Raw genomic sequence first — 24,153 nt, 5'->3', positions numbered from 1 at the left:
GATCAGCCAGGATTGATGTGACTGACACTGCGCTTTCGCGAGCAAGCCCGCTCCCACAAAAGTATGTGGCGTATTTCAAAACGGCGCCGGGCACTCGAAGCGCAGGCGTTCGCCGCTTTGCGGGTGGGTGAAGCTGAGCATGCTGGCGTGCAGGCACAGGCGGGGCCAGGCGGCCAGGGCTTGCGGGTGGGCATAAAGGCCGTCACCCAGGAGTGGATGGCCGATGGACAGCATATGCACGCGCAACTGGTGCGAGCGTCCGGTGATGGGGGTCAGCTCGACCCGGCACCAATCGCCACAGCGTTCCAGCACGCGCCAGAAGGTCAGGGCGTGTTTGCCGTGCTCATGGTCGACCACGTGACGAGGCTTGGTCGGCGGGTCGTAGCGCAGGGGCAGATCGATGCTGCCGCTGTCCAGTTCCGGTTGGCCCCAGCACAACGCAGTGTAGGCCTTTTCGGTTTCCCGGTCATGGAACTGACGGGACAGTTCACGATGGGTGTCCGGATCCCGGGCCAGCAGGATGATCCCCGACGTTTCCCAATCCAGTCGGTGCACGATTCGTGCTTCCGGATAGCCGTTTTCCTGCAGGCGGGTGATCAGGCAGTCCTTGTTATCGTCGGCCCGACCGGGCACCGACAGCAGCAAGGTCGGCTTGTCGACCACGAGAACGGCGGCGTCCTGATGAATGATGTGGATGTTGGAAAGGGGCATTGAAAACAGTCTCGGTACAAACGCCAACGGCGGCTCGGGCCCATCCCTGTGTGGAGCGGGCTTGCTCGCGAAAGCGGTAGTTCGGACACATTGTCATTGAATGTGCCGCCGTCTTCGCGAGCAAGCCCGCTCCCACAAAGGGCGAGGCCCGAGCCGCCGTGGCTCCCGCTGGATCGATCAGCGATCCGGCAGGGTGATATTGAGTTCCAGAATCGAGCAGCTACCCTGGCTTTCCAGTGCGACATGGACGTCATCGTTACCGATATTGACGTACTTGCGGATCACTTCGACCAGCTCCTTCTGCAAGGAGGGCAGGTAGTCCGGGGTGCTGCGTTGGCCGCGTTCGTGCGCCACGATGATCTGTAGACGCTCTTTCGCGACCGAGGCGGTACTGGGCTTTTTGTTGGCACGAAAGAAGTCAAAAAGGTTCATTACCTACCTCCAAACAGGCGCTCGAAGAATCCCTTCTTCTCGACGTTGAGGAACCGGTGTTCCAGGTCTTTGCCCAGCAGGCGGTCGACTGTATCGCTGTAGGCCTGGCCGGCGTCGCTCTGGTCGTCGAGGATCACCGGGACGCCCTGGTTGGAAGCCTTGAGCACCGCCTGGGATTCCGGGATCACGCCGAGCAGGCGTACCGCGAGGATTTCCTTGACGTCTTCGACACCGAGCATTTCGCCCTTTTCCACGCGCTCCGGGTGGTAGCGGGTGATCAGCAGGTGTTCCTTGATCGGCTCCTCGCCCTTCTCGGCGCGACGGGATTTGCTCGCCAGCAGGCCCAGCATGCGGTCGGAGTCACGTACCGACGACACTTCCGGGTTGGTCACGACAATCGCTTCGTCAGCGAAGTACATCGCCAGGTGGGCACCTTTCTCGATACCGGCCGGGGAGTCGCAGACCACGAACTCGAACTGCTCCTTGAGCTCCATCAGGACTTTTTCCACGCCTTCCTGGGTCAGCGCGTCTTTGTCGCGGGTCTGGCTGGCGGCCAGCACGTAGAGGTTCTCAAGGCGCTTGTCCTTGATCAGAGCCTGTTGCAGGTTCGCTTCGCCATTGACGACGTTGACGAAGTCATAGACCACGCGCCGCTCGCAACCCATGATCAGGTCCAGATTACGCAGGCCGACGTCGAAGTCGACGATGACAGTCTTGTGGCCGCGCAGTGCGAGGCCGGTACCGATAGCGGCGCTGGTGGTGGTCTTACCCACACCACCCTTGCCGGATGTAACCACGAGAATCTTGGCCAAGGTGTTTCACCCCTAAGGAAAAAGGACGTTGTCGGTCCCTGAAAAACATCTCTTTAAAACTGCTGCAATTGGACAGGCTTGGCTGGAATAGGACACGGGGCCGGGTTTACCTCCGGTAAACACTGCCTGATCCTTTTTCCTGCGTCGTTTTTAGCCGTTTTCGCTAGTTTTAGAGATGTTTGGAAAATGCGGCAGTATCCGTTAAAGCCGAATGATGTTCAACACGTCGCCCGACAGGCTGACCTGGACGCCGGCCCCCCACAGCGGGTCGCGGCGTAAATCTTCGGAAACCTTGTACTGCCCTGCGATGGAGAGCAGTTCAGCGCTCAATTGCTGACAGAAGATCCTGGCTTTCGTGTCGCCCTTGACACCGGCCAGCGCGCGGCCGCGCATCGGACCGTATACATGGATGTTGCCATCGGCCAGAAGTTCCGCGCCCGGGCTGACCGAGGACACCACCACCAGATCGCCACCCTGGGCATAAATCTGCTGTCCGCCGCGCACCGGCGAGGTAATGACCCGGGTCGGCTTGATTTCGGGCTCCGGTGGTTTTTCCGGTTTTTTGGCCGCTTCGGCCGGGACCGGTTCCAACAGGCGCTCCCGGGCGCCGGACGGCGGCAGCACTGGAATGTCCACGGCGATGGCGGCGGCGATGTCTTCAATGCGGCTGGCGCGGATGGCCAGGGTGCGCAGGCCGTGCTGGCGGCAGACGCGCATCAGGCCCGGCAGGTCCACCGAGCCTTCGTGGGCCGGCAACTTGTCCAGTGCCAGCACCAGGGGGGCATTGCTGAAGAAATTCGGCGCCTGGGCGACTTTGGCCGAAAGCTGCCGGTCAAGGCCCTCCAGGTCATTGCGGGCCAGCTCCAGCACCGTAATGGCGAGCATGCTGCCCTTCAGCTGGAACACGGGATCTTGGTCTAGCGATTCGGTTTGGCTCATGGTCGGCGTACAACGGCTTGTCACTGAAAGTGCCGAGACTTATAACGAGATCGTCCGCGAGCCGCAAGCCGGGTCGAACGATGTAGAATGCGCGGCCCATGTCTTTATGGAAGCTGTAATGGATCGCCCGCGTTTTCGAAGTGCTTTCTTTCACCCGCGTTTCTGGCTGCTATGGTGCGGCCTGGGGCTGTTGTGGCTGATCGTTCAGTTGCCTTACCCGTTGCTGTTGCGGGTCGGTCGTGTCCTGGGGGCGCTGATGTACCGGGTGGCCGGCGACCGACGGCGCATCGCCAGGCGCAACCTGGAGCTGTGTTTTCCACAAAAATCCGCGGCGGAACGCAAGCGTCTGCTCAAGGAAAACTTTGCCTCCACCGGTATCGCCTTCTTCGAAATGGCCATGAGCTGGTGGTGGTCGCGTTCGAGGCTGGCCAAGCTGGCTCATGTGGAAGGTCTGGAACATCTCAAGCAGGCCCAGCGCGAGGGCAAGGGCGTGATCCTGATGGCCCTGCATTTCACTACGCTGGAAATCGGCGCGGCCTTGCTTGGCCAGCAGCACACCATTGACGGCATGTACCGTGAGCACAAGAATCCGCTGTTCGACTACATCCAGCGTCGGGGCCGTGAACGGCACAATCTCGACTCCCTGGCGGTGGAACGTGAAGATGTGCGTGGCATGCTCAAGTTGCTGCGTGCCGGCCGGGCGATCTGGTACGCGCCGGATCAGGATTACGGCGCCAAGCAGAGTGTGTTCGTGCCGTTGTTCGGCATCCAGGCGGCCACGGTAACCGCCACCAGCAAGTTCGCCCGCCTCGGCAAGGCGCTGGTGGTGCCGTTCGTCCAGGAGCGCCTGGCCGATGGCAGCGGCTATCGTCTGGTGATCCAGGCGCCGTTGGACGATTTTCCGGGTGAGACCGAGGAAGCCGATTGCATCCGTATCAATCGGTGGGTAGAGCAGTCGGTGAGCGACTGTCCCGAGCAATACCTCTGGGCCCACCGGCGTTTCAAGAGTCGTCCGCCGGGCGAGCCGAAGCTGTACGGCAAGCGCGGTTGAGCCAGCAGTTCCCATCCCTGAGCACGGAGTGTTGCGATGATCCCAGCTGAACCGGTCACAGGTTTGATTCTTTCCGGCGGCGGGGCTCGGGCGGCATATCAGGTGGGGGTATTGGCGGCAATCGCCGAATTGTTGCCGGACGAGGCGCAGAACCCGTTTCCGGTGATCGTCGGCACCTCGGCAGGGGCGATCAATGCAGTCAGCCTGGCGAGCGGGGCGATGCACTTCAAGACGGCCATCGAGCGGTTGACTGCGTTCTGGCAGGCGGTGCGAAGCCATCAGGTCATGCGCAGCGACTGGTGGGGGGTTATTGCCCAGGCGAGACGTTTCCTTGGCCATGGCCTGCTCGGCCTAGGCGCCAGGTTGCCGGTGGCGCTGATCGACAGCTCCCCGCTGCGTGAGTTGCTTGAGGCACAGTTTCAGGCTTCGGGTATCGAGCAGGCCATCGCAGAACATCAATTGCGTGCAGTGGCGGTGACTGCGTTCGGTTATGAGTCCGGCCAGGCCGTGACGTTCTACCAGGGGCGCGGGACCATTGATGCCTGGTTGCGCCACCGTCGGATCGGCGTGCCGACGGTGTTGTCGGTCGAGCATCTGCTGGCCAGTTCGGCGATTCCTCTGCTGTTCGCGCCGGTCAAGATCGGCCCGCAGTATTTCGGCGACGGTGCGGTGCGCCAGTCGGCGCCCATCAGCCCGGCGTTGCACCTGGGGGCGAATCGGGTGCTGGTCATCGGAGTCAGTGGCAACCCCCGTGGACCCGCTGCGGCGGAGCCGGTGGCGCGCAGCTATACCGGTCTGCAACCGACCCTGGCGCAGATCGGCGGGCACTTGCTCAACAGTACCTTCATCGACAGTCTGGAAAGCGATATCGAGTTGCTTCAGCGTCTGAACGGGTTCAGTCATTTGCTGCCCGATGATGTGCCAGCCCACACCCTGGGCGCGGCGCCGGTAGACGTGCTGGTGATTTCGCCGAGCCAGCCGATTGACGAAATCGCCGCCCGCCATCGCCAGGAGCTGCCCCGTGCGCTACGGCTATTCCTGCGCGGGCCGGGCGCGACGAAGACCAGCGGCGCCAGTGTGTTGAGTTATCTGCTGTTCGAGGCGGGGTATTGCAACGAACTGATCGAGCTGGGTCGCCAGGATGCGCTGGCCCAGCGCGAGGAGCTGAGCCGGTTCCTGGGGTTGGCTCAGGGTTGATGCCCACTGAGCCATCGCCATCGCGAGCCTGCTCGCGATGGCGGCTTATCATTCAACATCAACGCCGACTGACCCACCGCTTTCGCGAGCAAGCCCGCTCCCACATGGCTTGCTGTGGATCAATCAGAAATGATACTTCAGCAAGAAGCTCGTATTGCTCTGGTTGGTCTTGAACCCTTCGTTGTCCTCGATCCCGTATTTGTTCTTCCAGTAGTCATATTCCACACCGATATACAGCTGCTTGGCACCCAGGTTCAGCGCCTTGCCCAGGTCATACTTGATCTGCGGGTTGATGTGCAGGTTGGCGTGGGAGGTACCCTTGGCATTGCTGTCGTTGTCCACCACCCAGTCGATGAAACCGTCGATCAGGATGTCGGATGAGCCCACGGGAATCGTATATGCCCAGACCGGGGTGATCTGCCAGACATTGTCGCCAGCGCGTGGGCCTTCGGTCTGGCGGTTGTAGAAGTTCAGCTGGAAGTAATCGAAGCCAGGGATGGCCAGGTCGAAGCCCGGGCCGATCAGATAGGACTCGTTGTCGCCTTCACCGAACTCATAGGTCATGGCCAGCAGGACGTCCTTGATCGGTCCCGCTTCCAGTTTCTGGTCGAAGATCTTGCCGAACGACAAACGCGGGCTGAACTCGCCATAGTAGGTGTTCGGCCCCGACTGGCCGTCCTCCTTGCCGTTGTAGAAAATCCGGTCGAGGAAAAAGAAGTTGTCGCCGTATTTCCAGGCATCGGCATGTTCGAAGGTCACCGTCTGCTGGATGCGCGGGTTGACCTGGAAATCCTTACCGTACAGGTAGGTCAGGCTATTGTTCTGCCATTGGAACAGATCGTCGGCCATGGCCTGGCCGCCGGCCAGCAAGGATCCTGCGAGTGTCAGGCAGGTGCACGTACGTTTCATTCGGTTTGCTCCCAAGGTAAGTGGTACCGCTTTTTTGTCAGCGCTCTGGTGTGGCGCCTTTTTTCTCCAGTAAAACATCCGTTCGGTCAGGTTTTTGCTTGTGGCAAATCCTGGTGGCCGAGCCCAGGGAAAGATTCCCGAAGGGCTCGTTCAGCTGTCTGGAGCAATATTTGTCGAGATGCAGGGAGTGGCTGACAGGCGACCGGGTCGCCTGTCAGGTAGTGCGTGTAACGGGTTCAGTCGGACTGGGTAGGGGGGGCTCAGTTGGTCTGCGCGCCCTGAGTAATCCACGCGCCGATCAGGTCCCGTTCCTGTTGGGTCATCTGGGTGATGTTGCCCAGGGGCATGATCTGCGTGGTCACGGCCTGGGCCTGGATACGCGCGGCCTGTTGCTGGATCTGCTGTGGCGTATCGAACATCACCCCGGCCGGTGCCGCGCTGAACAGCGGACTGGTGGGCTTGGCCGAATGGCAGACCGAGCAGCGTTCCTGAATCACGCTGTGCACCTTTTCGAACGAAGGGCCCTGGGCGTTGGCGGCCTGGGCCGGCGCTGCGGCAGGTTGTGCCGGCGCGGTTTGCGGCTTGGCGCCACCGCCCACGGCGGTTTCCGGCAGTGGCTGGTACTCGATGACCGCTGGTGCCTTGGCCACGTCGGGGGCGGTAGACACAGGCTTGGGCCCGGTGACATACGCCAGGCAGATCATCGCCAGGGCGCCGACTGGCAGCGTCCAGGCAAACCGGTTGCTGTCGTGACGGGTGTTGAAGTAATGACGCACCAACACCGCCGCCACCGCGATCCCGGCGAGGATCAGCCAGTTGTACGGGCTGCCGTAGGTGCTCGGGAAGTGGTTGCTGATCATGATGAACAGCACCGGCAGGGTGAAGTAGTTGTTGTGGCGCGAGCGCAGCAAGCCCTTGGCCGGCAACGCCGGATCGGGCGTGCGGTTCTCGGCGATGGCGGCGACCAGCGCACGCTGTGCCGGCATGATGATACGGAACACGTTGCCCACCATGATCGTGCCGATGACTGCCCCGACATGCAGGTAGGCACCGCGACCGCTGAACACCTTGCTGAACCCGTAGGCCGCGGCGATCAGCAGCACGAACAGGATCGCACCGAGCAGGGCCGGGCGCTTGCCCAGGGCCGAGTCGCAGAGAAAGGAATAGACGAACCAGCCGACGAACAACGAGCCGATGCCCAAGGCGACGCCTTCGGGACCGCTCAGGCCGCTGCCGGGGGCCAGCAGGTAGACGGTCGGGTTCCAATAGAACACCACGCACAGCAAGGCGATGCCCGACATCCAGGTGAAGTAGGCTTCCCATTTGAACCAGTGCAGGTTGTCCGGCATGGACGGTGGCGCAAGTTTGTATTTCTCCAGGTGGTAGATGCCGCCACCGTGGATCGCCCACAGGTCACCGGCCAGGCCGCTCCTGGGGTTGACGCGATTGAGGTTGTTTTCCAGCCAGACGAAATAGAACGACGCGCCGATCCAGGCCACGCCAGTGATCATATGAACCCAGCGGATGCTCAGGTTCAGCCATTCCAGCAAATGTGCTTCCACAGTCGTTACCTCTCGCCCGTCACGCTTGTTCTCGCGTGATCGGACGCTTCTCTTATTGGTGGGGATCGAGGATCAAACACTCATCCTCTTCAAAGAAATGCTCATCGCAGTTATTGCCTGTGCCACTGCGATCAACCACCAGGAAGTCATCCCGCTTTTCGATCGTCAGCACCGGGTGGTGCCAGACGCCGCGATGGTAATTAATGCCCTGCCTGCCGTTGGTGACGAAGGCGCGGACCAAGCCTGATACAGGTGCATCGCCAAGTGGCGCGACCACGATCAGAAAGGGGTTGCCGAGCAGCGGAATGAACGCCTGGCTGCCCAGCGGATGGCGCTCCAGCATGCGCACGGTCAACGGCATCTCCAGTGCGTCGGCGCGGAAAATGCTGATGATCGCCTTGTCGTCCGGCGTGGCGGTTTCAACCGTTGCCAGGCGATGGAAGCGCATGGTCGAACCGTTGTTGATCATGAAGTGATCGCTGCCGTCGGTTTCGATCACGTCACCGAAGGGGGCGAAGGCTTCTTTGGTCAAGGGTTCGATCTTGAGTGTGCGCATGCTGGTCTTCTTAATCCAAAATTTTGTGTTGTTTGTTCTGGCGCCTTCGCGAGCAAGCCCGCTCCCACATTTGAAATGCATTCCCCTGTGGGAGCGGGCTTGCTCGCGAAGGGCGCGCCGCTTACTTCGCGACCTTGCCCAACACCCGCAGCCGACTCACGCCCCCATCCGGGAACACATTCAGGCGGATGTGGGTAATCGGGCCCAGGGCCTTGATCTGCTCGGCGAAGGTGTGTTCCGCGTGCATCTCCAGTTTCTGGCTGGGCAACAGCTCGCGCCAGAACAGCGACTGGGTTTCGATCTGGCTGTCGGTGCCGCCCTTGACGAAGGCACCCTGGATCGAGCAGCTGTCGGGGTAGTTACCCTTGAAGTGCAGGGTGTCGACGATGATTTTCTCGACCTCGCCAGCATGGCCCAGGGCGACGATGACCCAGTCGTTGCCTGGCGTGCGGCGGCGGGCGGTTTCCCAGCCGTCGCCCATATTGACGCCACGGCCCGGGTTGAGGATGTTGCTCATGCGCCCGAAATGTTCGTCGGAGCATGCCAGGGCACGACCGCCGTTGAGGGCGGCAGCCAGGTCGATCTGTTCGTTGTCGCCGACGGCCGACCAGTCGCGATACGGGATGCCGTAGACCCGCAACCGGGCCACGCCGCCATCGGGGTAGATGTTGAAACGCAGATGACTGAAGGCCTGGTCGTTGCTGATTTCGTGGTAGTGGTGGCTGTTGCCTTGTAGCTCGACGGCCGACAGTACTTCGGTCCACTGGGTGTTGTCGTCCGGTTCGCCCTCGGCCAGGAAGCAGGCTTCCAGGGACGCCGACGGTGGATAGTTGCCGGTGAAGAATGAAGTGTCGATGTCCACGCCCTTGATCGAACCCGGTACGCCCAGGCGAATCACGGCGCTGTCGTAGCCTTCGAAGCGCTTGCGACGCGACTCCCAGCCGTCCATCCACTTGCCGTTGTCATCGAACACGCCTTCCTTCCACACGGCCGGCGTTGGTTGGAACAGACGGTTGGCATCGGCGAACCAGTCATCGGTGACGCTGATGATCTTCGTGCCGAGACGGGCGTCGGCCAGGTTGACGAACTTCTCGAAAGGTACGGCGTAAGCTTTCATTCTTCTTGTCTGCCTTTAATAAGTTGGCTGGGGATGCTTGCAGGCCTGGACTCAGGCTGCTCGCTAAAGGGTCAGTAGTCGGAACAGCGCGATCTTGTTGATCTCCGCCAGCGCGCATTTGAACTCGGTGTCCACCGGGTTATGGATGCGGGTTTCGAACGCCGCGAGGATCTGGTGCCGGTTGCTGCCTTTTACCGCCATGATGAAGGGAAACTTGAACTTGGCCTTGTAGGCCTCGTTCAGCTCGGTGAAGCGTTGAAACTCTTCGACCGTGCATTGGTGAATACCGGCGCCGGCTTGTTCGTTCGTGCTGGCTTCGGTCAGTTGACCCTGGACGGCGGCTTTGCCGGCCAGGTCCGGGTGAGCGTTGATCAGTGCCAACTGACTGGCATGGTCAGCGCTCAACAGGATGTCGCTCATGCGCTGGTGCAGGGTTTCGATCTCGTCGATCGACGGGTCCTGGTCCAGGTCGAAGGCCTTTTCGGCGACCCATGGCGAGTGTTCGTAGATGTCGGCGAAGGCATCGACGAACGCCTCGCGGCTCAAAGTCGACGGCTTGAGGGTCTGGAACGCGGTCATTGGGCGGCTCCAGGGTGCGGATGGGTCTGCTGCCAGTGGCGGGCGATGTCGACTCGACGGCTGAACCAGACCTGCTCATGGCCCCTGGCGTACTCGAGGAAACGCTTGAGGGAGGCGAGGCGGGCAGGACGGCCGATCAGGCGGCAGTGCAGGCCGATGGAGAGCATTTTCGGCGCCTCGGCACCTTCGGCATACAGCACATCGAAAGCATCCTTGAGGTATTGGAAGAAGTCGTCGCCGTTGTTGAACCCCTGTACCTGGGTGAAGCGCATGTCGTTGGTATCGAGGGTGTACGGAATCACCAGGTGCGGCTTGCCGTTGGGGGTGTTCGGTTCCCAGTAGGGCAGGTCGTCGTCGTAGGTGTCGCTGTCATAGAGAAAGCCGCCTTCTTCCATCACCAGCCGGCGGGTGTTGGGGCCGGTGCGGCCGGTGTACCAGCCCAGCGGGCGTTCGCCGGTGATTTCGGTGAGGATGCGGATCGCTTCGAGCATGTGCTCGCGTTCCTGGGCTTCATCCATGTATTGGTAGTCGATCCAGCGATAGCCGTGGCTACAGATTTCGTGACCGGCGGCGACCATGGCGCGGATCACGTCCGGATGGCGCTGGGCGGCCATGGCCACGGCGAAGATGGTCAGCGGGATATCGAATTGCTTGAACAGCTTGAGGATCCGCCAGACACCGGCGCGGCTGCCATACTCGTACAGTGACTCCATGCTCATGTTGCGCTCGCCTTGCAGCGGTTGCGCCGCGACCATCTCGGAAAGGAACGCTTCGGACTCCTTGTCGCCGTGCAGGATGTTGCGCTCGCCGCCTTCCTCGTAGTTGAGTACGAAGGACAGGGCGATGCGGGCATTGCCCGGCCAGTGGGGATGGGGAGGGTTACTGCCGTAACCGATCAGGTCGCGTGGGTAGTCAGCGCTCACTGCAGTCTTCCTTCTTGTTCGTACCATGTAGGTGGCGCCTGGGCGATGAGGCACAAGCTGGCGTCACGACGATGGGTTGATTGTATACAACTTTATGCGCGATTTGTAAGCCCGTTTTTCTGCATTTTTCATCACCCCCCTGAATGGTCCTACACTGCAAGAATTCTGCCGGTTTGGTCAATTAATCATTAGAAGAGCCGTGTATCCTTTGGTCTGGTTCGAAACTGAGCTTAAGGGCGAGCGGGCAAAGGGCAGGGCAGGTGTGTGTTTTTTATTGTGTACAATTTCTATTTAAAGTGTCTTAATTCGTCCATCGCCGCGGTGTTTCATGCTCTGAAACGGTGCGGCTTGTCTTTCAACTGATTCAGGAGGCGTCGGGCCGGGCTGCCCAGCAGCGAGGCGCGCACAATCAATGGGACGTTTGACTACTCACGTTTTGGATGCTGCACACGGCTGCCCGGGCAGCTCGATCAAGATCGAGCTGTACCGCGTGGAAGGCCCACAGTTGCACCTCGTCGCCAGCGCGTCGACCAACAGCGATGGCCGTTGCGATGCGCCGCTGCTGCAAGGGGAGGACTACCGTTCGGGGGTCTATCAACTGCAATTCCATGCCGGCGATTACTACCGCGCCCGGGGCGTGCAATTGCCCGATCCGGCCTTCCTTGATGTGGTGGTGCTGCGCTTCGGCATCTCGGCCGAGCAGGAGCACTATCACGTGCCCCTGCTGATTTCGCCTTACGCTTATTCAACCTATCGCGGCAGCTGACCCCAGGCGGCCGCTTGCTCCTGGAAGCGCCTGCGCATGGCGCGTCCTTGGTTTTTTTGCCCGCTCACACTGCGGGCTTTTTTTCGCCTGCCCGTTTACAGCCGGGCATTGTCGTCCCGGATGATAAAGACGGTGTCGGCGTAGCCTGGCAGGATCTGGGAGCCGCCCTTGAGCCAGATGATCTTGTTGGCCGCATGGGCGTCCTTGACGGCTTGCGCGGCGGCGTCGCCGACCTGGGTTTCCAGGTTAATGCCGGTCGTGTTGGGGTTGGTGTGGGTGGGCAGGGACAGCTTCGGGATCCGAGTGCGGTGCAGGCTCATGAAAAACAGATAGTCGTGCCCTGCGCGCCGAAATACCAATGCCGGAAAACTGTTGAAGTTGTTGGGCCCCATGACCGTATAGCCATTGCGGCTCAGAAGGCCGGCCATGAAGCGTTTGAAGTCCACTGTCGAATAGGTCGAGAGGAAGAAATCCCACTGTCGTCGGAATCGCATGGGGTCGAAATCCAGCCGACTCAAGGTGCCCGTCGTGGACGGGAAGGGCAGTTCGATTGCGCGCGAGGTGCTCGTAACGCCTGAAGAGGTTGGAAGAGTCGGAAGCATCAACAATGGATCGCTCCATTGCGGGTGCGGCGAAGGGTTACCCTGTTGCCAACTGTGAAAAATCTGCCTGAGGGCGGTCAGCCCCGCTGCGTCAGCGTAGGTCGAGTTGTTGACCAGTTCGAATTGCTTTCTGGCGATGTTCTCCAGGGTGACGGTCGTGACCTCCGGGAAAACGTCCCTGACGTAAGCCGTCAGTGGCTTTTCGAAGGGCAGCCTGGCGTCGATCTCCCAGTGATTATCCGGCGGAACGCGTATGACAGCCCTGGGTTGCTCGTCAGGCGTATGCCTGAGGATGGCCTCCAGCACGTCGAAATCATAGGCGGGATGGCTGGGAGGCTGGATGTAGGTGATCGGGTAATCTCGCGCTTGCATGCGGGTCATCACCTTGTAGTGAACATCGTTCACAGTGATGAAGTGCGGCCGTGTCAGCGTGGGCTCGAACGCCCAATCCCGTCTGAATACCGCCGGGCTTTGTACAGCGGCTTCACTTTGTGCGGGCGACGTCGTGCGCTGGCGTTTGGGCGCGCTGGCTTCGGACGGTTCATCGTCCGACAGGCTGTGGAGTGTAATGGTCTGAGGGGAGTCACTGCTGTCTGGCTCGACCGGCTGGGGAGCCCGCCGCCACAGGAGACTGTCTTCCACTTGTTCCAGGCGTGGTCCGGAGGCAATAAGCTCGGTGCTCAATCGCGCCCGGTAGTTCTGTTCGGCATCGCGCCCCAGCAATACCGTTGCACCGTCTTCAAGCTCGACGTATGTGCGTGTCCTGAACGTCCGGATGCCAGAGGTCGGGTCTGGCGCCGATAACAGGGGGACCAGTTCGGGTGAAAGGTGGTAATTGTCCAGTGACACCGGGGCGGCTTCTCCTTGGGCGGCCCCCTGTTGGGGAATTTCAGATACCTGGAAGGTCGTGGGCTGGGATTCAGGCGCTTCGGTGTGTCTTCCCGACGGCGAGACGGATGCCTGGCCCGTTCCTTCCGTCCTCATGGGACTTCTGGGCGAACTTTCCGGCGTTGTATCGCGACTGGTACGGGATGTCTCGGAGGACGAAGTTGAAACATTGGGTCGGGTGTTTTTTCTTGGACTCATTGAATGTTCGGCTCTTGAATATCAATAATGAATATGACTTGTAACGGGTGGCTGATTGTCGCCTTGAAGATGTTCATGGAAAAAACCCGCACAGGTGCACTACATATATATTGCGTTGGAACTAAATATCAGGAAAAACCTGCATGAGGTTATGTTGGGTCAGAAAGGAGCTTGTCCGGCGAGAGTATCCAGTTCATATAAGGTAACTCTCTGGCAAACGTCGGACCCAAGGCGATCGCCTGGGCGAGCATCAACGACCTGCTCAGCGTTAAACCTTCTACCAACCTGGTACATTGTTCCCGCAATGAACGCAGGGCCTCGTCGCTCAGCGGGGGATGTTGGCTGAGGCCTTCCCGGGCCACTTCCTGATAGATCTTGAGATGATGGTCGCACAAGTTTGTTTTTCTAAGATCCAGTGTCGTGATGACACGGGACTTATTCGTATCCAGGGTCCACTTGCGTGTTTTGAAGTGATAGCTCAGGGTGCCGGGAGCGCCATCTTTGATGGCAACGTTGAAGACTCTTAGTTGTTCGGACGACAACTTTGAAAGTTCCACGGGCAACGTGACATCGGGGTCGAGTGGGGGCGCAAAGTACCGACCGTCCAGCGCTTCTACATAAACGCTTTCGAACAAGCTATCGACCGCATACACGATACCCTGTGCAGTGATGACGCGTATCTGGTCCACAAGGTCGTCCACTTCATAAGTGGGAAGATGAATGACCGTTCCGCCGATTTGCAACAGGTTGGATGCCAGTTTTATCTCGACCTGGCCGAGCTGCGTGGCGTCGAATTCCCACCGGGAGGCCTGGGGTAACCGGGGATTGGCGCTGGCCAGTGCGCCTGGCGTGGAGAGGCGTAGTGTCATGTTCGGGCCCAGGTGGACAAGGTAGCTGGAACCTTGGCCAATCAGGACTTCGACACCCGTTTGTACAGCGGCTGAAGTGAGCAGGGCGCAGGTCGCCCGGTTGCCCATGTAATAGGGCTTTTTATCCAAGGGCTGAAGATAGGCGTATTTCCTTTTTGTCGGCGTGAGTGGCAGTGGTATTTCCGTTTTCCACTTCACCGGATCCTTGTCTATGAACGTATTGTCCAGCAACAAACCATAGTCGGGAGACGGTAGGGCCAGACGGTAGGAGGACCCGTCATTCAAAATCAGGATGACCGTATGATTCGGACCGAGGGCGGAAAATGCACGTCGCCCCGTAGCGGGTTGTCGAGCGGTATAACGCTCATCGGAGCTGGCCAGGTTATTCACGATGATCCGGCGATTGCCACAGTGCAGCGTCAGGCCGCACGCTCCATACTTCACCGTGTCCGATTCGTCTTCCCGAATGACATGGGCGCTGTAGTGGGCTTCGATCCGTGTCAGTTCGGAGTGGGCGTAGTCCAGATGGAGTGTGGTGGAGAATTCACTTTTTCGTTTGACGTTGAGTGTGGTCAGTTCGATCAGACGGGAAACGTAATAGCTCGTATCTTTGTCGTGGGCGATCGATTGCTCGCTTTTGTCATTCAGGATGGCCGGGTTTCGTGGCGTTCCTTGTTGCACCATGACGGCTTCGATGGCGAGCCAGTTGCCGTTTTCGATGTTGTCGGGCAGGTCAGGTACCCAATGGAAACCATCTTTTGTGATGAACGTCAGTTTGTCGTTTTGTAAGGACCGCGGGTATGCAGTGTCGCCATAGACGTTGTTGACGGTGACCTTGCGCGCGTCCCAATCGTTCGAGTCGAAGCCCGAAACCAGCACCAGGTCGCCTGCTTCAATTGCCCAGCTTTCAATCAGGTCCGCTCGCCAGTCCAGTGCGATGACGCTGTTACCTACGCCGTCTTCGGTGATCGATACATGTCCCGGTTTATGAGCGATGGTGTAGACGTCCTCGCCAGGGCCTCCAGCGGCCTCGCGGTTATTACCCCCGAGGATGGAGATCTGGTCATCACCCGCGCCGGCCTCGATCGAATCGTTACCGCGGGATTTGATGATGTTCGGACCATCCGTACCCTTGATGACGTTCGTCCCGCCCTCAAGCAGTTCGACATGTTCAATGCTCTCAAGGACGCTAGAGCGATAGGCGCCGCTCGCTGTTCCATGAGCGGCTTGGGTGATGACGCTGACTTGCCCGGCGGCCAGGTCTACCTGATAACCCAGTGGTGGCTGCTGATTGTCGCTGGGACCGCCCGCTAGAATCAGCGTGTCATTGCCTGCTCCACCTACCAGGCGGTTAGGTCTGGGCGCCGCGTTCCCGGCGACGATCTCGGGCGCTCCCTCGAAAATGAACACATCATCCTTCGTGCCGCCGGTCAGTGCCTTGACGCCTCTTCCGTAATGGAAGACGTTGGGCTTGTTTTCAACGCCCAGAACAGTATCGTTGCCGCCGCCGATGGACCAGTGAATGCCTTTGTGGTCTGCCGTCGCTCCCATGACTGCGCCGGGTGTCTCGGCCGTAACGCCGCTGCGTGCATCGATCCAGTCATCGCTGTCCTTGAGCCGGGGACGCACGGCGGTTGCCTGATACCCTTCCCCGGTCCACCAATTCCAGGTGTTGTAGGTGACCCGTTCGAGTTCTACGGTGAACTTGCCATTTACGATCGCTTCAGTGCTGTCCTTCAATGGTCCCCTGAGGAGGTGCAAGGCATTGGCCTGGAGTCGCTTCGTCTGTTCTGCGGTGGCCTTGGCGACGGTGTAGCGCTCCTGGATATCGTCATCGGGGCTGATCGTCCAGAAGGCGAACCAGCCCGTGCGAAGGCGCTCGTGGACGGTGAGTTGTATGTAATCGTCGATTTCATCGACTTGGCGGATCGCGCCCCAGATCTGTGAGCCGATCACCAGGATAAGCCCGGCGGCCAAGCCCGCGGGACCCGCTGATGTGAACCCGGCCAGCGCCGCGACACCGAGGGTCACGGCCATGGCGGCACTGGTCACGCTCAAGGCTGCGTTGACGTAGTGGTCGGTGGCCTCGCGGCCGGTGGAGCCGGCGGCGGCCTTGAACGAGTCGACCGCAGCGATGATATCGAAAGGCAGTGTGAGCACGCTGGCAATCAGGCCGCTTCCACGCGCCAGCCGGATGGCAAAGGTCGTTTTGGCGAAATCCCCGAGGGAACGCTGGCCGGCCTTGATCATCTGGGTGGCTTGGCGAGTGACCAGTGCTTCGACACCGATGGACGCCACTTCGGCGGCCACGCTGGCCCCGTTGAAAACCGTCTGGTAGGCATCCTTGTCTCGGATGGCGTCTTGCAGACCCCGCAAGCCGCTGTAGATTCCGAAGGCTTGCAGCCCCAGGCCCGTGGGAATGAGGGCCTGGCTCTTGGCCTGGTTGATCCAACTGGATGACCGTTGCACCAGCGCTTGGGTGTCGAGGTGTCGGGCCGCGCTCAACAGCCTTTCAAGTGTGTTTCGATAACGCCCCGGCTCAGTCTGGGTTTCAGGTTCTTTGCGCAACAATGATTGCGCGGAGCGTGACCTCTGGCTGGCCAGTTCGAACAGCAACGTTGGCAGTCGATAGTCGTTTGCGTCGCCGGTGAGTCTTATACGGGTTTCGATGTCACTGGCATTGAACTGCAGTGAGTTCAGGAAAAAGCGATTGGGGATGCGAAAAAAAGTATTCTCGCCGTTCAGGGGCTGTCCGTCGGTTGTTGCGCCGAGTGCATTCAAAGCTGAACGGGTGACCGCCACGGAACCGATATGGAACGGGCCGTAAAGTTTATCCACAACTTCAAGTTGCGCCTGTCGTTGCTTGAGTTCTGAACTGAGCTGCGATTGATTGGCAACTTTGAAGTCGAGCGTTTCGGTTGTGCGCGCATTGGCGTGCAAACCTATATCCGTAATGACGATGCCTTGCTCGGCAAACACGGAGGGGGGGTGAATGACCTTGGCCATTGTGAACGTCCTTGTTCAACGATGATTGAATGGCCCTCTATGTAAGATGTTTTCCTGGACGGTGTATATCGATGGGTTGTTGCCTCGTTTTGCCACTCAGTGGGCGGACAATAACGACGCTGCGCCCGCGCCGCCAAACAAGCCTGCACTGATGCGATTGAACCAGCTCTGGCCTTTACCGGTACGCAGGTACCGCGCCGCGCCATGGGCGCCGAGGCCGTAGGCCAGCTTGCAGAGCAGGTCGAGGACGGTCCAGGTGGCGATCATGATCAGCAGTTGGGGCAGCAGAGGTTGCCCGGCGCTCAGGAACTGCGGCAGGAACGCGGCGAAAAACAGGATGTCTTTCGGGTTGCTGGCGCCTAGCACGAATGCCCGGCCAAACAGCGCGCGAAAGCGCGGGACGGTGGCGGCCTGGGGCACTTCGGCGCCTTGGGAGGGTTGTCGCGATTGCTGCCAGCTCTGCCAGGCCAGGTAGAACAGGTACAGCGCGCCGACGATCTTCAGGGCACTGAACAGTTTTTCCGAGGCCAGCAGCAGTGCCCCAAGCCCCAATGCCGAGGCGCTCAACAAGCAGATCGAGGCGATCACTCCACCCAGGAATGCCGGGTACGAGCGACGCAGGCCGTAGTTCAGGCTGTTGCCGATCATCAACAACGACAGGGGGCCAGGGATGAGAATCACCACCAGTGCGGCGCCACTGAACAACAGCCAGGTTTCCAGATTCATTGCTTTGCTCCTGATATACAAAAGCCTCACCCGATGGGTGAGGCGGGTGGACACGGTGTCGCTTACAAGAAGATGAACTTGGCGATAAAGATCGCGCAGAGCACCCACAGGCTGACGGAAATTTCCTTGCGTTTACCGGTGCCAGCCTTGAGTACCACGTAGGTGATGAAACCCAGTGCGATACCGTCGGCGACCGAAAAGGTCAGGGGCATCATGATCGCCGTGACGATGGCCGGAATGCTGTCGGTCGGCTCGTCCCATTCGATATGGGCCATACCGCCCATCATCAGCATGGCGACGTAGATCAAGGCACCGGCGGTGGCGTAGGCGGGGATCATCCCGGCCAGCGGCGCGAAGAACATAGCGGCAATAAATAGCACGCCGACGGTCACTGCGGTAAGCCCCGTGCGGCCACCTGCCGCGACACCGGCAGCGCTTTCCACGTAGCTGGTCACCGGCGGCACACCGACCATGGCGCCGAACACGCTGGAAGCGCTGTCGGCCTTCAGGGCGCGGGAGAGGTTCTCGATCCGGCCATCGGCCTTCACCAGCCCGGCACGCTGAGCCACGCCCATCAAGGTGCCGGCGGTGTCGAACATATGCACGAACAGGAAAGCCAGCACCACGCTGATCATGCTGACGTTGAACACCCCGGCCACATCCATCGCCATCCAGGTCGGCGCCAGGCTCGGTGGCGTCGACATCACACCGTTGTATTGCACCAGGCCCAGGCCCCAGCCGGCCAGGGTCACAGCGATGATGCTGATCAGGATCGCACCGAATACCCGGTGATAACTGAGCACGGCAATCATCAGAAAGCACACGGCGGCGAGCAGCGGGCCGGGTTCACGCAACGAGCCGAGCCTGATCAGGGTGGCGGGGCTGTCGACGATGATCCCGGCGGTCTTCAGGCCGATCAGTCCGAGGAACAACCCGACCCCCGCGCCCATGGCGAACCGCAGGCTCACCGGAATGCTGTTGAGCAGCCACTCACGGACCCGTGACAGGGTCAGGATCATGAACAGCACGCCGGAAATGAACACCGCGCCCAACGCGGTTTCCCAGTTATAGCCCATGGTGCCGACCACGGTGTAGGTGAAAAAGGCATTCAGGCCCATGCCCGGTGCCAGGCCCACCGGCCAGTTGGCATACAGGCCCATCAACAGGCAACCGAGGGCGGCGGCGATGCAGGTGGCGACGAACGCCGCGCCGTGGTCGATACCGGCATCGGCCATGATGTTGGGGTTGACGAAAATGATGTAGGCCATGGTGATGAAGGTCGTCAGGCCGGCGATCAGCTCGGTCTTCACCGTGGTGCCATGCACGCTGAGTTTGAAGATGCGTTCCAGCCAGCCACTTCGTAGTGGCGGCGAGAGGTCCAGCGTCCGGGCTTCGGGTTTGCGGCTTTCCACAGCGAGTACTCCTCAACAGTTTTATTGTTATTTCCGGCGTTGCAGGCCTTGCGGGGGGAGGCTTGCGCGCCTTGAGGCAGGTAAGGCTGGCGAAGTAGTTGACCTTTTGGTCAGAAACTCGCACGAAGCGGATTATGCTTTTGTATACAAATAAAGCAAATAATGTTTTATGGTTTGTGGGCGAAATGTCCGGCGATAGAGATATATCGCCTGGTAGGACGCTATCGCGAGCAGGCCCAGGCAATACCTGAGCTAAGCCTTCCCCAACCCCAGGTTCACCGCCAACCAGCCATTCACCGCTTCCTCCCCCGCCTCGGCAAACACCCGTTCCAGCAACTTCACCTGCTCGCGCCGCAACGCCTGTTCGAACCGCGCGCCTTCCTCCGTCAACGCCAGCAGCCGCTTACGTTTGTCGGTCTCGGAGGCGACGCTGTTGACCAGATGCATTTCCATCAACTGCCGCAACGGCATGTTCAGGGCCTGCTTGGTGACCCCCAGCAGGGCCAGCAATTCTTTCACGCTGAGGGACGGATACCGGGCAACGAAGAAAACGATGCGCTGATGCACCCGGCTCAACCCACGACGCTCGAGCATTTCATCGGCTTTGGCGGTGAACGCCTGGTAGCCGAAGAAAAACGCTTCCATGGCCATTTGCTGGGAAGTCGGGTTTTTAAGGTCAATCATATTGACGTATCCAGAGAGGTCGGAGTAATTTCAGTCAACAAGTTTGACTCATTTCCCCAATGCCTCGCTACAGGTGGTCCCCATGGCTTTTTCCGAACGTGTCTCGCGCCTCAAAAGTTCTTTGATTCGAGAAATCCTCGCGGCGGCCCAACGCCCTGAGGTGATGTCGTTCGCTGGCGGTCTGCCCGCCGAAGCCATGCTGCCGAAAGTGGAGTGGGACGCTATGCCCCTGACCATGGGCCAATACGGCATGAGCGAAGGGGAGCCGGCCCTGCGCGAAGCCCTGGCGGCGCAGGCACGGGCGTTGGGCCTGGCTTGCGAGGCAAGTCAGGTGCTGGTGGTCAGCGGCTCGCAGCAGACCCTCGACCTGGCGGCGAAGCTGCACATCGACGTCGGTACCGAGATCATGTTGGAAGCGCCGACCTACCTGGCGGCGCTGCAGATTTTCCAGCTGTTCGGCGCCGACTGCATCACCGTTCCCTTGCAGGCCGATGGGCCGGACCTGAGACAGTTGCGGGCACGCCTGGAACAGCATCGACCGGCGTTCATCTACCTGATCCCCACGTTCCAGAACCCTTCGGCAGTACGCTACAGCGAGGCCAAGCGCGACGCGGTGGCGGCCTTGCTGGATGAATTCGACGTGACCCTGATCGAAGACGAACCCTACCGCGAACTGACCTTCGACGGCGGCAGCGCCACGCCGATTGTCAGCCGCTTGAAGAAAGCCAGTTGGATCTACACCGGCACCGTTTCGAAAACCCTGTTGCCGGGGCTGCGGGTGGGTTACCTGATTGCCAGCCCGGACCTGTTCCCGCACCTGCTGCGGCTCAAGCAATCGGCGGATCTGCACACCAATCGCATCGGCCAATGGCAGGCACTGCAATGGATCGGCAGCGAGAAGTACCGCAGCCATCTCGGCGAGTTGAGGGATTTCTACCGGGATCGTCGTGACCGGTTCCAGGCTGCATTGCACACGCATTTTTCCGACATCGCGGACTGGAACATGCCCCAGGGCGGGCTGTTTTTCTGGCTGACCCTCAAGCAACCGCTGGACACCCGCACGTTGCTCGCTGCTGCGCTGGCGGCGGATGTGGCGTTCATGCCGGGAGAGCCGTTTTTCCCTGAGCCGGATCAGCATCCGGGGCACTTGCGCTTGAACTTCAGCCACATCGACCCGGCGCGGATGGATGAAGGGCTCAAGCGGTTGGCGGGGGTGGTGCGGGCGGCTATGGCTGCGCAAGCTGCCTGATATCAGGAAATCTTACAGTGGTTTTGCTGGCCCCTTCGCGAGCAAGCCCGCTCCCACAGTGGACAGGGTGAACACGAATGTGTATTCAACGACGATCCCTGTGGGAGCGGGCTTGCTCGCGAAGAGGCCCTGAACACACCACTCATCTATCAGGCTGCCGAAAACCGCTTGTCCAGGTAATCAATGATCACTTTGGATTCATACATCCAGGTGGTCTGCCCATTCTCTTCGATACGCAGGCACGGCACCTTGATCTTGCCGCCTTGCTCCAGCAGTGTCTGGCGATCCTGTTCGTTGTTCTTCGCATCGCGCAGGGCCACCGGCACGTTGAGGCGGCGCAGGGTACGGCGGGTTTTCACGCAGAACGGGCACGCGTGGAATTGATACAGCGTCAGGCTGCGGGCGGCCTGGTCGACCTGCGCCTGGGCATCGGCCGGGCGTTGTTTCTTGCCAGGACGGGTGATGAAGTCGATGAAGATGATCAGTTGGCCCAAACCAACTCGAAGCGCTTTGACGATCACGGTATAAGCCTCGCGGCAGGGAAGAAGAGGGCGCGCAGCTTACCTGATTTTTCACGGGCGAAAAAAAACCGGCGATCGATGCCGGTTTTTCTCGAACGACAGCTTACTTGATGAGGCTGAGGAACTCGCTGCGGGTCGCGGCGTTTTCACGGAACTCACCGAGCATCACCGAGGTGATCATCGAAGAGTTCTGCTTTTCCACACCGCGCATCATCATGCACATGTGCTTGGCCTCGATCACCACCGCCACGCCCAGAGCGCCGGTGACCTGCTGGACCGCGTCGGCGATCTGGCGGCTGAGGTTTTCCTGGATCTGCAGGCGACGCGCATACATGTCGACGATCCGCGCTACTTTCGACAGCCCCAGCACCTTGCCGCTCGGGATGTAGGCCACATGGGCCTTGCCGATGAACGGCAGCAGGTGATGCTCGCACAACGAGTACAACTCGATGTCCTTGACCAGCACCATTTCGCTGTTGTCGGAGCTGAACAAGGCACCGTTGGTGACTTCTTCGAGGGTCTGTTCGTAACCACGGCAGAGGTACTGCATGGCCTTGGCAGCGCGCTTGGGCGTGTCGAGCAGACCCTCGCGGGAAACGTCCTCGCCCAGTTGGCCGAGAATCGCGGTGTAATTCTGTTCCAGAGACATGAAACTACCTGTGGGATTTTACGCAAAGGGCAAGGGTACGGTGGCGGACACGGCGCTGCAAGCTCGGCAATCGAGGGCTACTCGTCGCGGCCTTCCATCATGGTGCGCTTGAGCATCACGTACACCGCCCCGGCGCCACCGTGTTTCGCCTGGCAGGAGGTGAAACCCAGCACTTGTGGATGCTGGCGCAGCCAGGTGTTGACGTGGCTCTTGATCATCGGCCGCTTACCATCCAGTCGCACGGCCTTGCCGTGGGTGACGCGCACGCAGCGGATCTCGAACTTCGTGGCTTCGGCGAGGAAGGCCCAGAGGGTTTCCCGGGCTTTTTCGACGCTCATGCCGTGCAGGTCGAGGCTGCCTTCGAAGGGAATCTGGCCGACCTTCAGCTTGCGCATCTGGCTTTCCTGGACGCCGTCCCGGGCCCACATCAACTCGTCTTCGGGACCTACGTCGATCACGAACTGATCGGACAATCCGTCCACGGCCGTGGCATCGGCGCGCACGGTGGCGGCCTGGCGCAGCTTGGCGATCTGTGCGCGGTCGGCTTTGGGTTTGCCGGTGTCGGCGCGATCGTGTTTGATCGGTTTAACGCCCTGGATCGCACTTTTGAACAGGGAAAAATCGTCGTCTTGCATGTCAGCCTCCGCGAAGGCCGATCAGTTTACCGAAGTCCGGCGGGATCGGGCGCGACAAAACGTCGGATGGCGGGTCAGTCGTGCTTTTTCATCAGGTGCGGAGCCATGGCCAGTTCCAGGGACTGGCGGGCGCGACGGCGGCAGCGGCGCCAGAACCAGACACCCAGCCACAGGACCAGGAGACCCACGGCCAGAATGATCGCCGAACCAAGCGGGGTGGCATTCAAGTCGCCCAGCGCGGGCGGGCGGCCCAACAGGCTGGCGGCACCGGCCATGGCCAACAGGACGCCGAGTGTTGCCAGAAGCGCCGCGATGGCCGCGCCAAAACGAAACCGCCAGTTGCTCGGGCCTTTGGGCCGCAAGCGACGTGCGTCAAAACCATCGGATAACTTCATTCCGATCTTCCTCAGTGGGTATCGGCCCTTCGACCGGAAGATGTTCGGGTTGTTCCTGAGGCTAGAGCTAATGAGAGTCTTTTGCGGATGAGCGGCGGACGCGGCCGCTCATCGAGGGCAATCAGATCAAATCGTGGGTCAGGGCCAGGGTGGCGAAGTTATCCGCCATGATCGCCATTTCGGTCTGATGCACGTGTTCGGCGCTCAGGACGCCGCCCTTGTGGGGCAAGTCGCGGGTGGCGCAGGCGTCTTCAACCAGGGTGCAGCGAAAGCCCAGGTTCTTGGCGGCGCGAACGGTAGTGCTGACGCTGGAATGGCTCATGAACCCGCAGACGATCAGGTCCAGGGGGCCAAACTCTTCCAGGCGCTTTTTCAATTCGGTGCCATGGAAGGCGCTGGGCAGCAGCTTGCCGATAATGGTTTCGTCACCCTGGGGTTCGAGGCCTGGAATGAATTCGCCGCGCTCACCCTGTGGATCGAACAGCCCGCCATGGGTGCCCAGGTGGCGCACGTGGACGATCGGCCGGCCGGCGGCACGGGCCGCGCCGAGCAATTGCCTGATGTTCGCAACCGCTGCATCCATGCCGCTCAGGGCCAGGGGGCCGGCGAGGTATTCTTTCTGGGCATCGATGATGATCAGGGTCGCTTGACTCAGGTTGGCCGCTGCGTAACCACGACCGCTGAGTTGAAACATCGTTTTTGGAACGGACATTCTGGGGCTCCTTCGGGTGGGGCTTTTGCGACATTGTCCTCTGGCTGAGCGGT

At 60.3% G+C, this 24,153-nt stretch carries 24 protein-coding genes; 4 read left to right on the top strand and 20 right to left on the bottom strand.

The features are described 5' to 3' along the window. Positions 1 to 75: 75 nt before the first annotated feature. The 4 genes from FBY02_RS18265 to minC form a co-directional block, all read right to left on the bottom strand. Entirely contained in the window at positions 76 to 711 is a 636-nt protein-coding gene (locus FBY02_RS18265) for an RluA family pseudouridine synthase (RefSeq protein WP_144929639.1), read from the bottom strand. Between the two features lie 177 nt (positions 712 to 888). Next, positions 889 to 1,143 carry a cell division topological specificity factor MinE gene (minE, locus tag FBY02_RS18260; RefSeq protein ID WP_007960071.1) on the bottom strand — a complete coding sequence of 85 codons (255 nt, stop codon included), beginning with the start codon at positions 1,141 to 1,143 and terminating at the stop codon, positions 889 to 891. Then, entirely contained in the window at positions 1,143 to 1,955 is an 813-nt protein-coding gene (gene minD, locus FBY02_RS18255; protein ID WP_024779631.1) for a septum site-determining protein MinD, read from the bottom strand. The genes minE and minD overlap by 1 nt, the downstream gene beginning before the upstream one ends. Positions 1,956 to 2,156: 201 nt before the next feature. Next, on the bottom strand, positions 2,157 to 2,894 hold the full coding sequence (minC, locus tag FBY02_RS18250) for a septum site-determining protein MinC (protein WP_144929638.1): 738 nt from the start codon (positions 2,892 to 2,894) through the stop codon (positions 2,157 to 2,159). A gap of 118 nt (positions 2,895 to 3,012) precedes the next feature. Between minC and FBY02_RS18245 the strand changes: the two genes are divergently transcribed. Together FBY02_RS18245 and FBY02_RS18240 are read left to right on the top strand one after the other, a co-directional pair. Further along, a complete protein-coding gene (locus FBY02_RS18245; RefSeq protein ID WP_144929637.1) occupies positions 3,013 to 3,945 on the top strand; it encodes a lipid A biosynthesis lauroyl acyltransferase in 933 nt (310 codons plus the stop codon). Between the two features lie 36 nt (positions 3,946 to 3,981). Next, the gene (locus tag FBY02_RS18240; protein ID WP_144929636.1) at positions 3,982 to 5,142 is read left to right on the top strand and encodes a patatin-like phospholipase family protein; all 1,161 of its coding nucleotides are present in this window, start codon (positions 3,982 to 3,984) and stop codon (positions 5,140 to 5,142) included. Between the two features lie 123 nt (positions 5,143 to 5,265). Here the strand turns inward: FBY02_RS18240 and FBY02_RS18235 are convergent, their stop codons facing one another. From FBY02_RS18235 to puuE, 6 genes are all read right to left on the bottom strand, one after another. Beyond that, entirely contained in the window at positions 5,266 to 6,051 is a 786-nt protein-coding gene (locus FBY02_RS18235) for an outer membrane protein OmpK (protein WP_144929635.1), read from the bottom strand. 260 nt (positions 6,052 to 6,311) lie between these two features. Next, positions 6,312 to 7,613 (bottom strand): urate hydroxylase PuuD, encoded by a 1,302-nt coding sequence (locus tag FBY02_RS18230; protein ID WP_144929634.1) that lies wholly within the window; start codon positions 7,611 to 7,613, stop codon positions 6,312 to 6,314. Between the two features lie 52 nt (positions 7,614 to 7,665). After that, positions 7,666 to 8,169, bottom strand: coding sequence for an ureidoglycolate lyase (locus FBY02_RS18225; protein WP_047698874.1), 504 nt, complete (start codon positions 8,167 to 8,169; stop codon positions 7,666 to 7,668). Between the two features lie 121 nt (positions 8,170 to 8,290). After that, positions 8,291 to 9,286, bottom strand: coding sequence for an allantoicase (alc, locus tag FBY02_RS18220; RefSeq protein ID WP_144929633.1), 996 nt, complete (start codon positions 9,284 to 9,286; stop codon positions 8,291 to 8,293). A 63-nt stretch (positions 9,287 to 9,349) separates the two neighbouring features. After that, a complete protein-coding gene (uraD, locus tag FBY02_RS18215) occupies positions 9,350 to 9,865 on the bottom strand; it encodes a 2-oxo-4-hydroxy-4-carboxy-5-ureidoimidazoline decarboxylase (RefSeq protein WP_144929632.1) in 516 nt (171 codons plus the stop codon). Continuing rightward, the gene (gene puuE, locus FBY02_RS18210; protein ID WP_144929631.1) at positions 9,862 to 10,788 is read right to left on the bottom strand and encodes an allantoinase PuuE; all 927 of its coding nucleotides are present in this window, start codon (positions 10,786 to 10,788) and stop codon (positions 9,862 to 9,864) included. The genes uraD and puuE overlap by 4 nt, the downstream gene beginning before the upstream one ends. Positions 10,789 to 11,200: 412 nt before the next feature. On the opposite strand from puuE, the gene uraH reads away from it, so the two are divergent. Next, the gene (gene uraH / locus FBY02_RS18205; RefSeq protein WP_144929630.1) at positions 11,201 to 11,554 is read left to right on the top strand and encodes a hydroxyisourate hydrolase; all 354 of its coding nucleotides are present in this window, start codon (positions 11,201 to 11,203) and stop codon (positions 11,552 to 11,554) included. 95 nt (positions 11,555 to 11,649) lie between these two features. Here the strand turns inward: uraH and FBY02_RS18200 are convergent, their stop codons facing one another. From FBY02_RS18200 to FBY02_RS18180, 5 genes are all read right to left on the bottom strand, one after another. Further along, complete coding sequence (locus FBY02_RS18200; RefSeq protein WP_144929629.1) at positions 11,650 to 13,140, bottom strand: hypothetical protein; 1,491 nt, start codon at positions 13,138 to 13,140, stop codon at positions 11,650 to 11,652. A gap of 251 nt (positions 13,141 to 13,391) precedes the next feature. Then, entirely contained in the window at positions 13,392 to 17,117 is a 3,726-nt protein-coding gene (locus tag FBY02_RS18195; protein WP_178115370.1) for a calcium-binding protein, read from the bottom strand. Positions 17,118 to 17,213: 96 nt separating this feature from the next. Further along, on the bottom strand, positions 17,214 to 17,843 hold the full coding sequence (locus tag FBY02_RS18190; RefSeq protein ID WP_144929628.1) for a LysE family translocator: 630 nt from the start codon (positions 17,841 to 17,843) through the stop codon (positions 17,214 to 17,216). Between the two features lie 62 nt (positions 17,844 to 17,905). After that, positions 17,906 to 19,255 (bottom strand): NCS2 family permease, encoded by a 1,350-nt coding sequence (locus FBY02_RS18185; RefSeq protein WP_144929627.1) that lies wholly within the window; start codon positions 19,253 to 19,255, stop codon positions 17,906 to 17,908. Between the two features lie 252 nt (positions 19,256 to 19,507). Continuing rightward, positions 19,508 to 19,939 (bottom strand): MarR family winged helix-turn-helix transcriptional regulator, encoded by a 432-nt coding sequence (locus FBY02_RS18180; RefSeq protein WP_144929626.1) that lies wholly within the window; start codon positions 19,937 to 19,939, stop codon positions 19,508 to 19,510. A gap of 82 nt (positions 19,940 to 20,021) precedes the next feature. On the opposite strand from FBY02_RS18180, the gene FBY02_RS18175 reads away from it, so the two are divergent. Further along, complete coding sequence (locus FBY02_RS18175; RefSeq protein WP_144929625.1) at positions 20,022 to 21,188, top strand: PLP-dependent aminotransferase family protein; 1,167 nt, start codon at positions 20,022 to 20,024, stop codon at positions 21,186 to 21,188. Between the two features lie 149 nt (positions 21,189 to 21,337). On the opposite strand, the gene FBY02_RS18170 is transcribed toward FBY02_RS18175, so the two are convergent. The 5 genes from FBY02_RS18170 to FBY02_RS18150 form a co-directional block, all read right to left on the bottom strand. Continuing rightward, positions 21,338 to 21,709, bottom strand: coding sequence for a glutathione S-transferase N-terminal domain-containing protein (locus FBY02_RS18170; protein ID WP_144929624.1), 372 nt, complete (start codon positions 21,707 to 21,709; stop codon positions 21,338 to 21,340). 103 nt (positions 21,710 to 21,812) lie between these two features. Next, positions 21,813 to 22,358, bottom strand: a complete 546-nt coding sequence (gene folE / locus FBY02_RS18165; RefSeq protein WP_003204506.1) for a GTP cyclohydrolase I FolE — start codon at positions 22,356 to 22,358, stop codon at positions 21,813 to 21,815. 77 nt (positions 22,359 to 22,435) lie between these two features. Beyond that, on the bottom strand, positions 22,436 to 22,993 hold the full coding sequence (locus tag FBY02_RS18160) for a Smr/MutS family protein (protein WP_144929623.1): 558 nt from the start codon (positions 22,991 to 22,993) through the stop codon (positions 22,436 to 22,438). Between the two features lie 74 nt (positions 22,994 to 23,067). Continuing rightward, the gene (locus tag FBY02_RS18155) at positions 23,068 to 23,388 is read right to left on the bottom strand and encodes a hypothetical protein (RefSeq protein ID WP_139648980.1); all 321 of its coding nucleotides are present in this window, start codon (positions 23,386 to 23,388) and stop codon (positions 23,068 to 23,070) included. A 121-nt stretch (positions 23,389 to 23,509) separates the two neighbouring features. Next, positions 23,510 to 24,100, bottom strand: a complete 591-nt coding sequence (locus tag FBY02_RS18150) for a cysteine hydrolase family protein (protein WP_144929622.1) — start codon at positions 24,098 to 24,100, stop codon at positions 23,510 to 23,512. Positions 24,101 to 24,153: the final 53 nt, after the last annotated feature.

The sequence above is a fragment of the Pseudomonas sp. SJZ078 genome (genome assembly GCF_007828255.1).
Taxonomy (GTDB): Bacteria; Pseudomonadota; Gammaproteobacteria; order Pseudomonadales; family Pseudomonadaceae; genus Aquipseudomonas.
The sequence above is the reverse complement of the archived record's forward strand: the minus strand, read 5'-3'. Positions and strand labels throughout refer to the sequence as shown.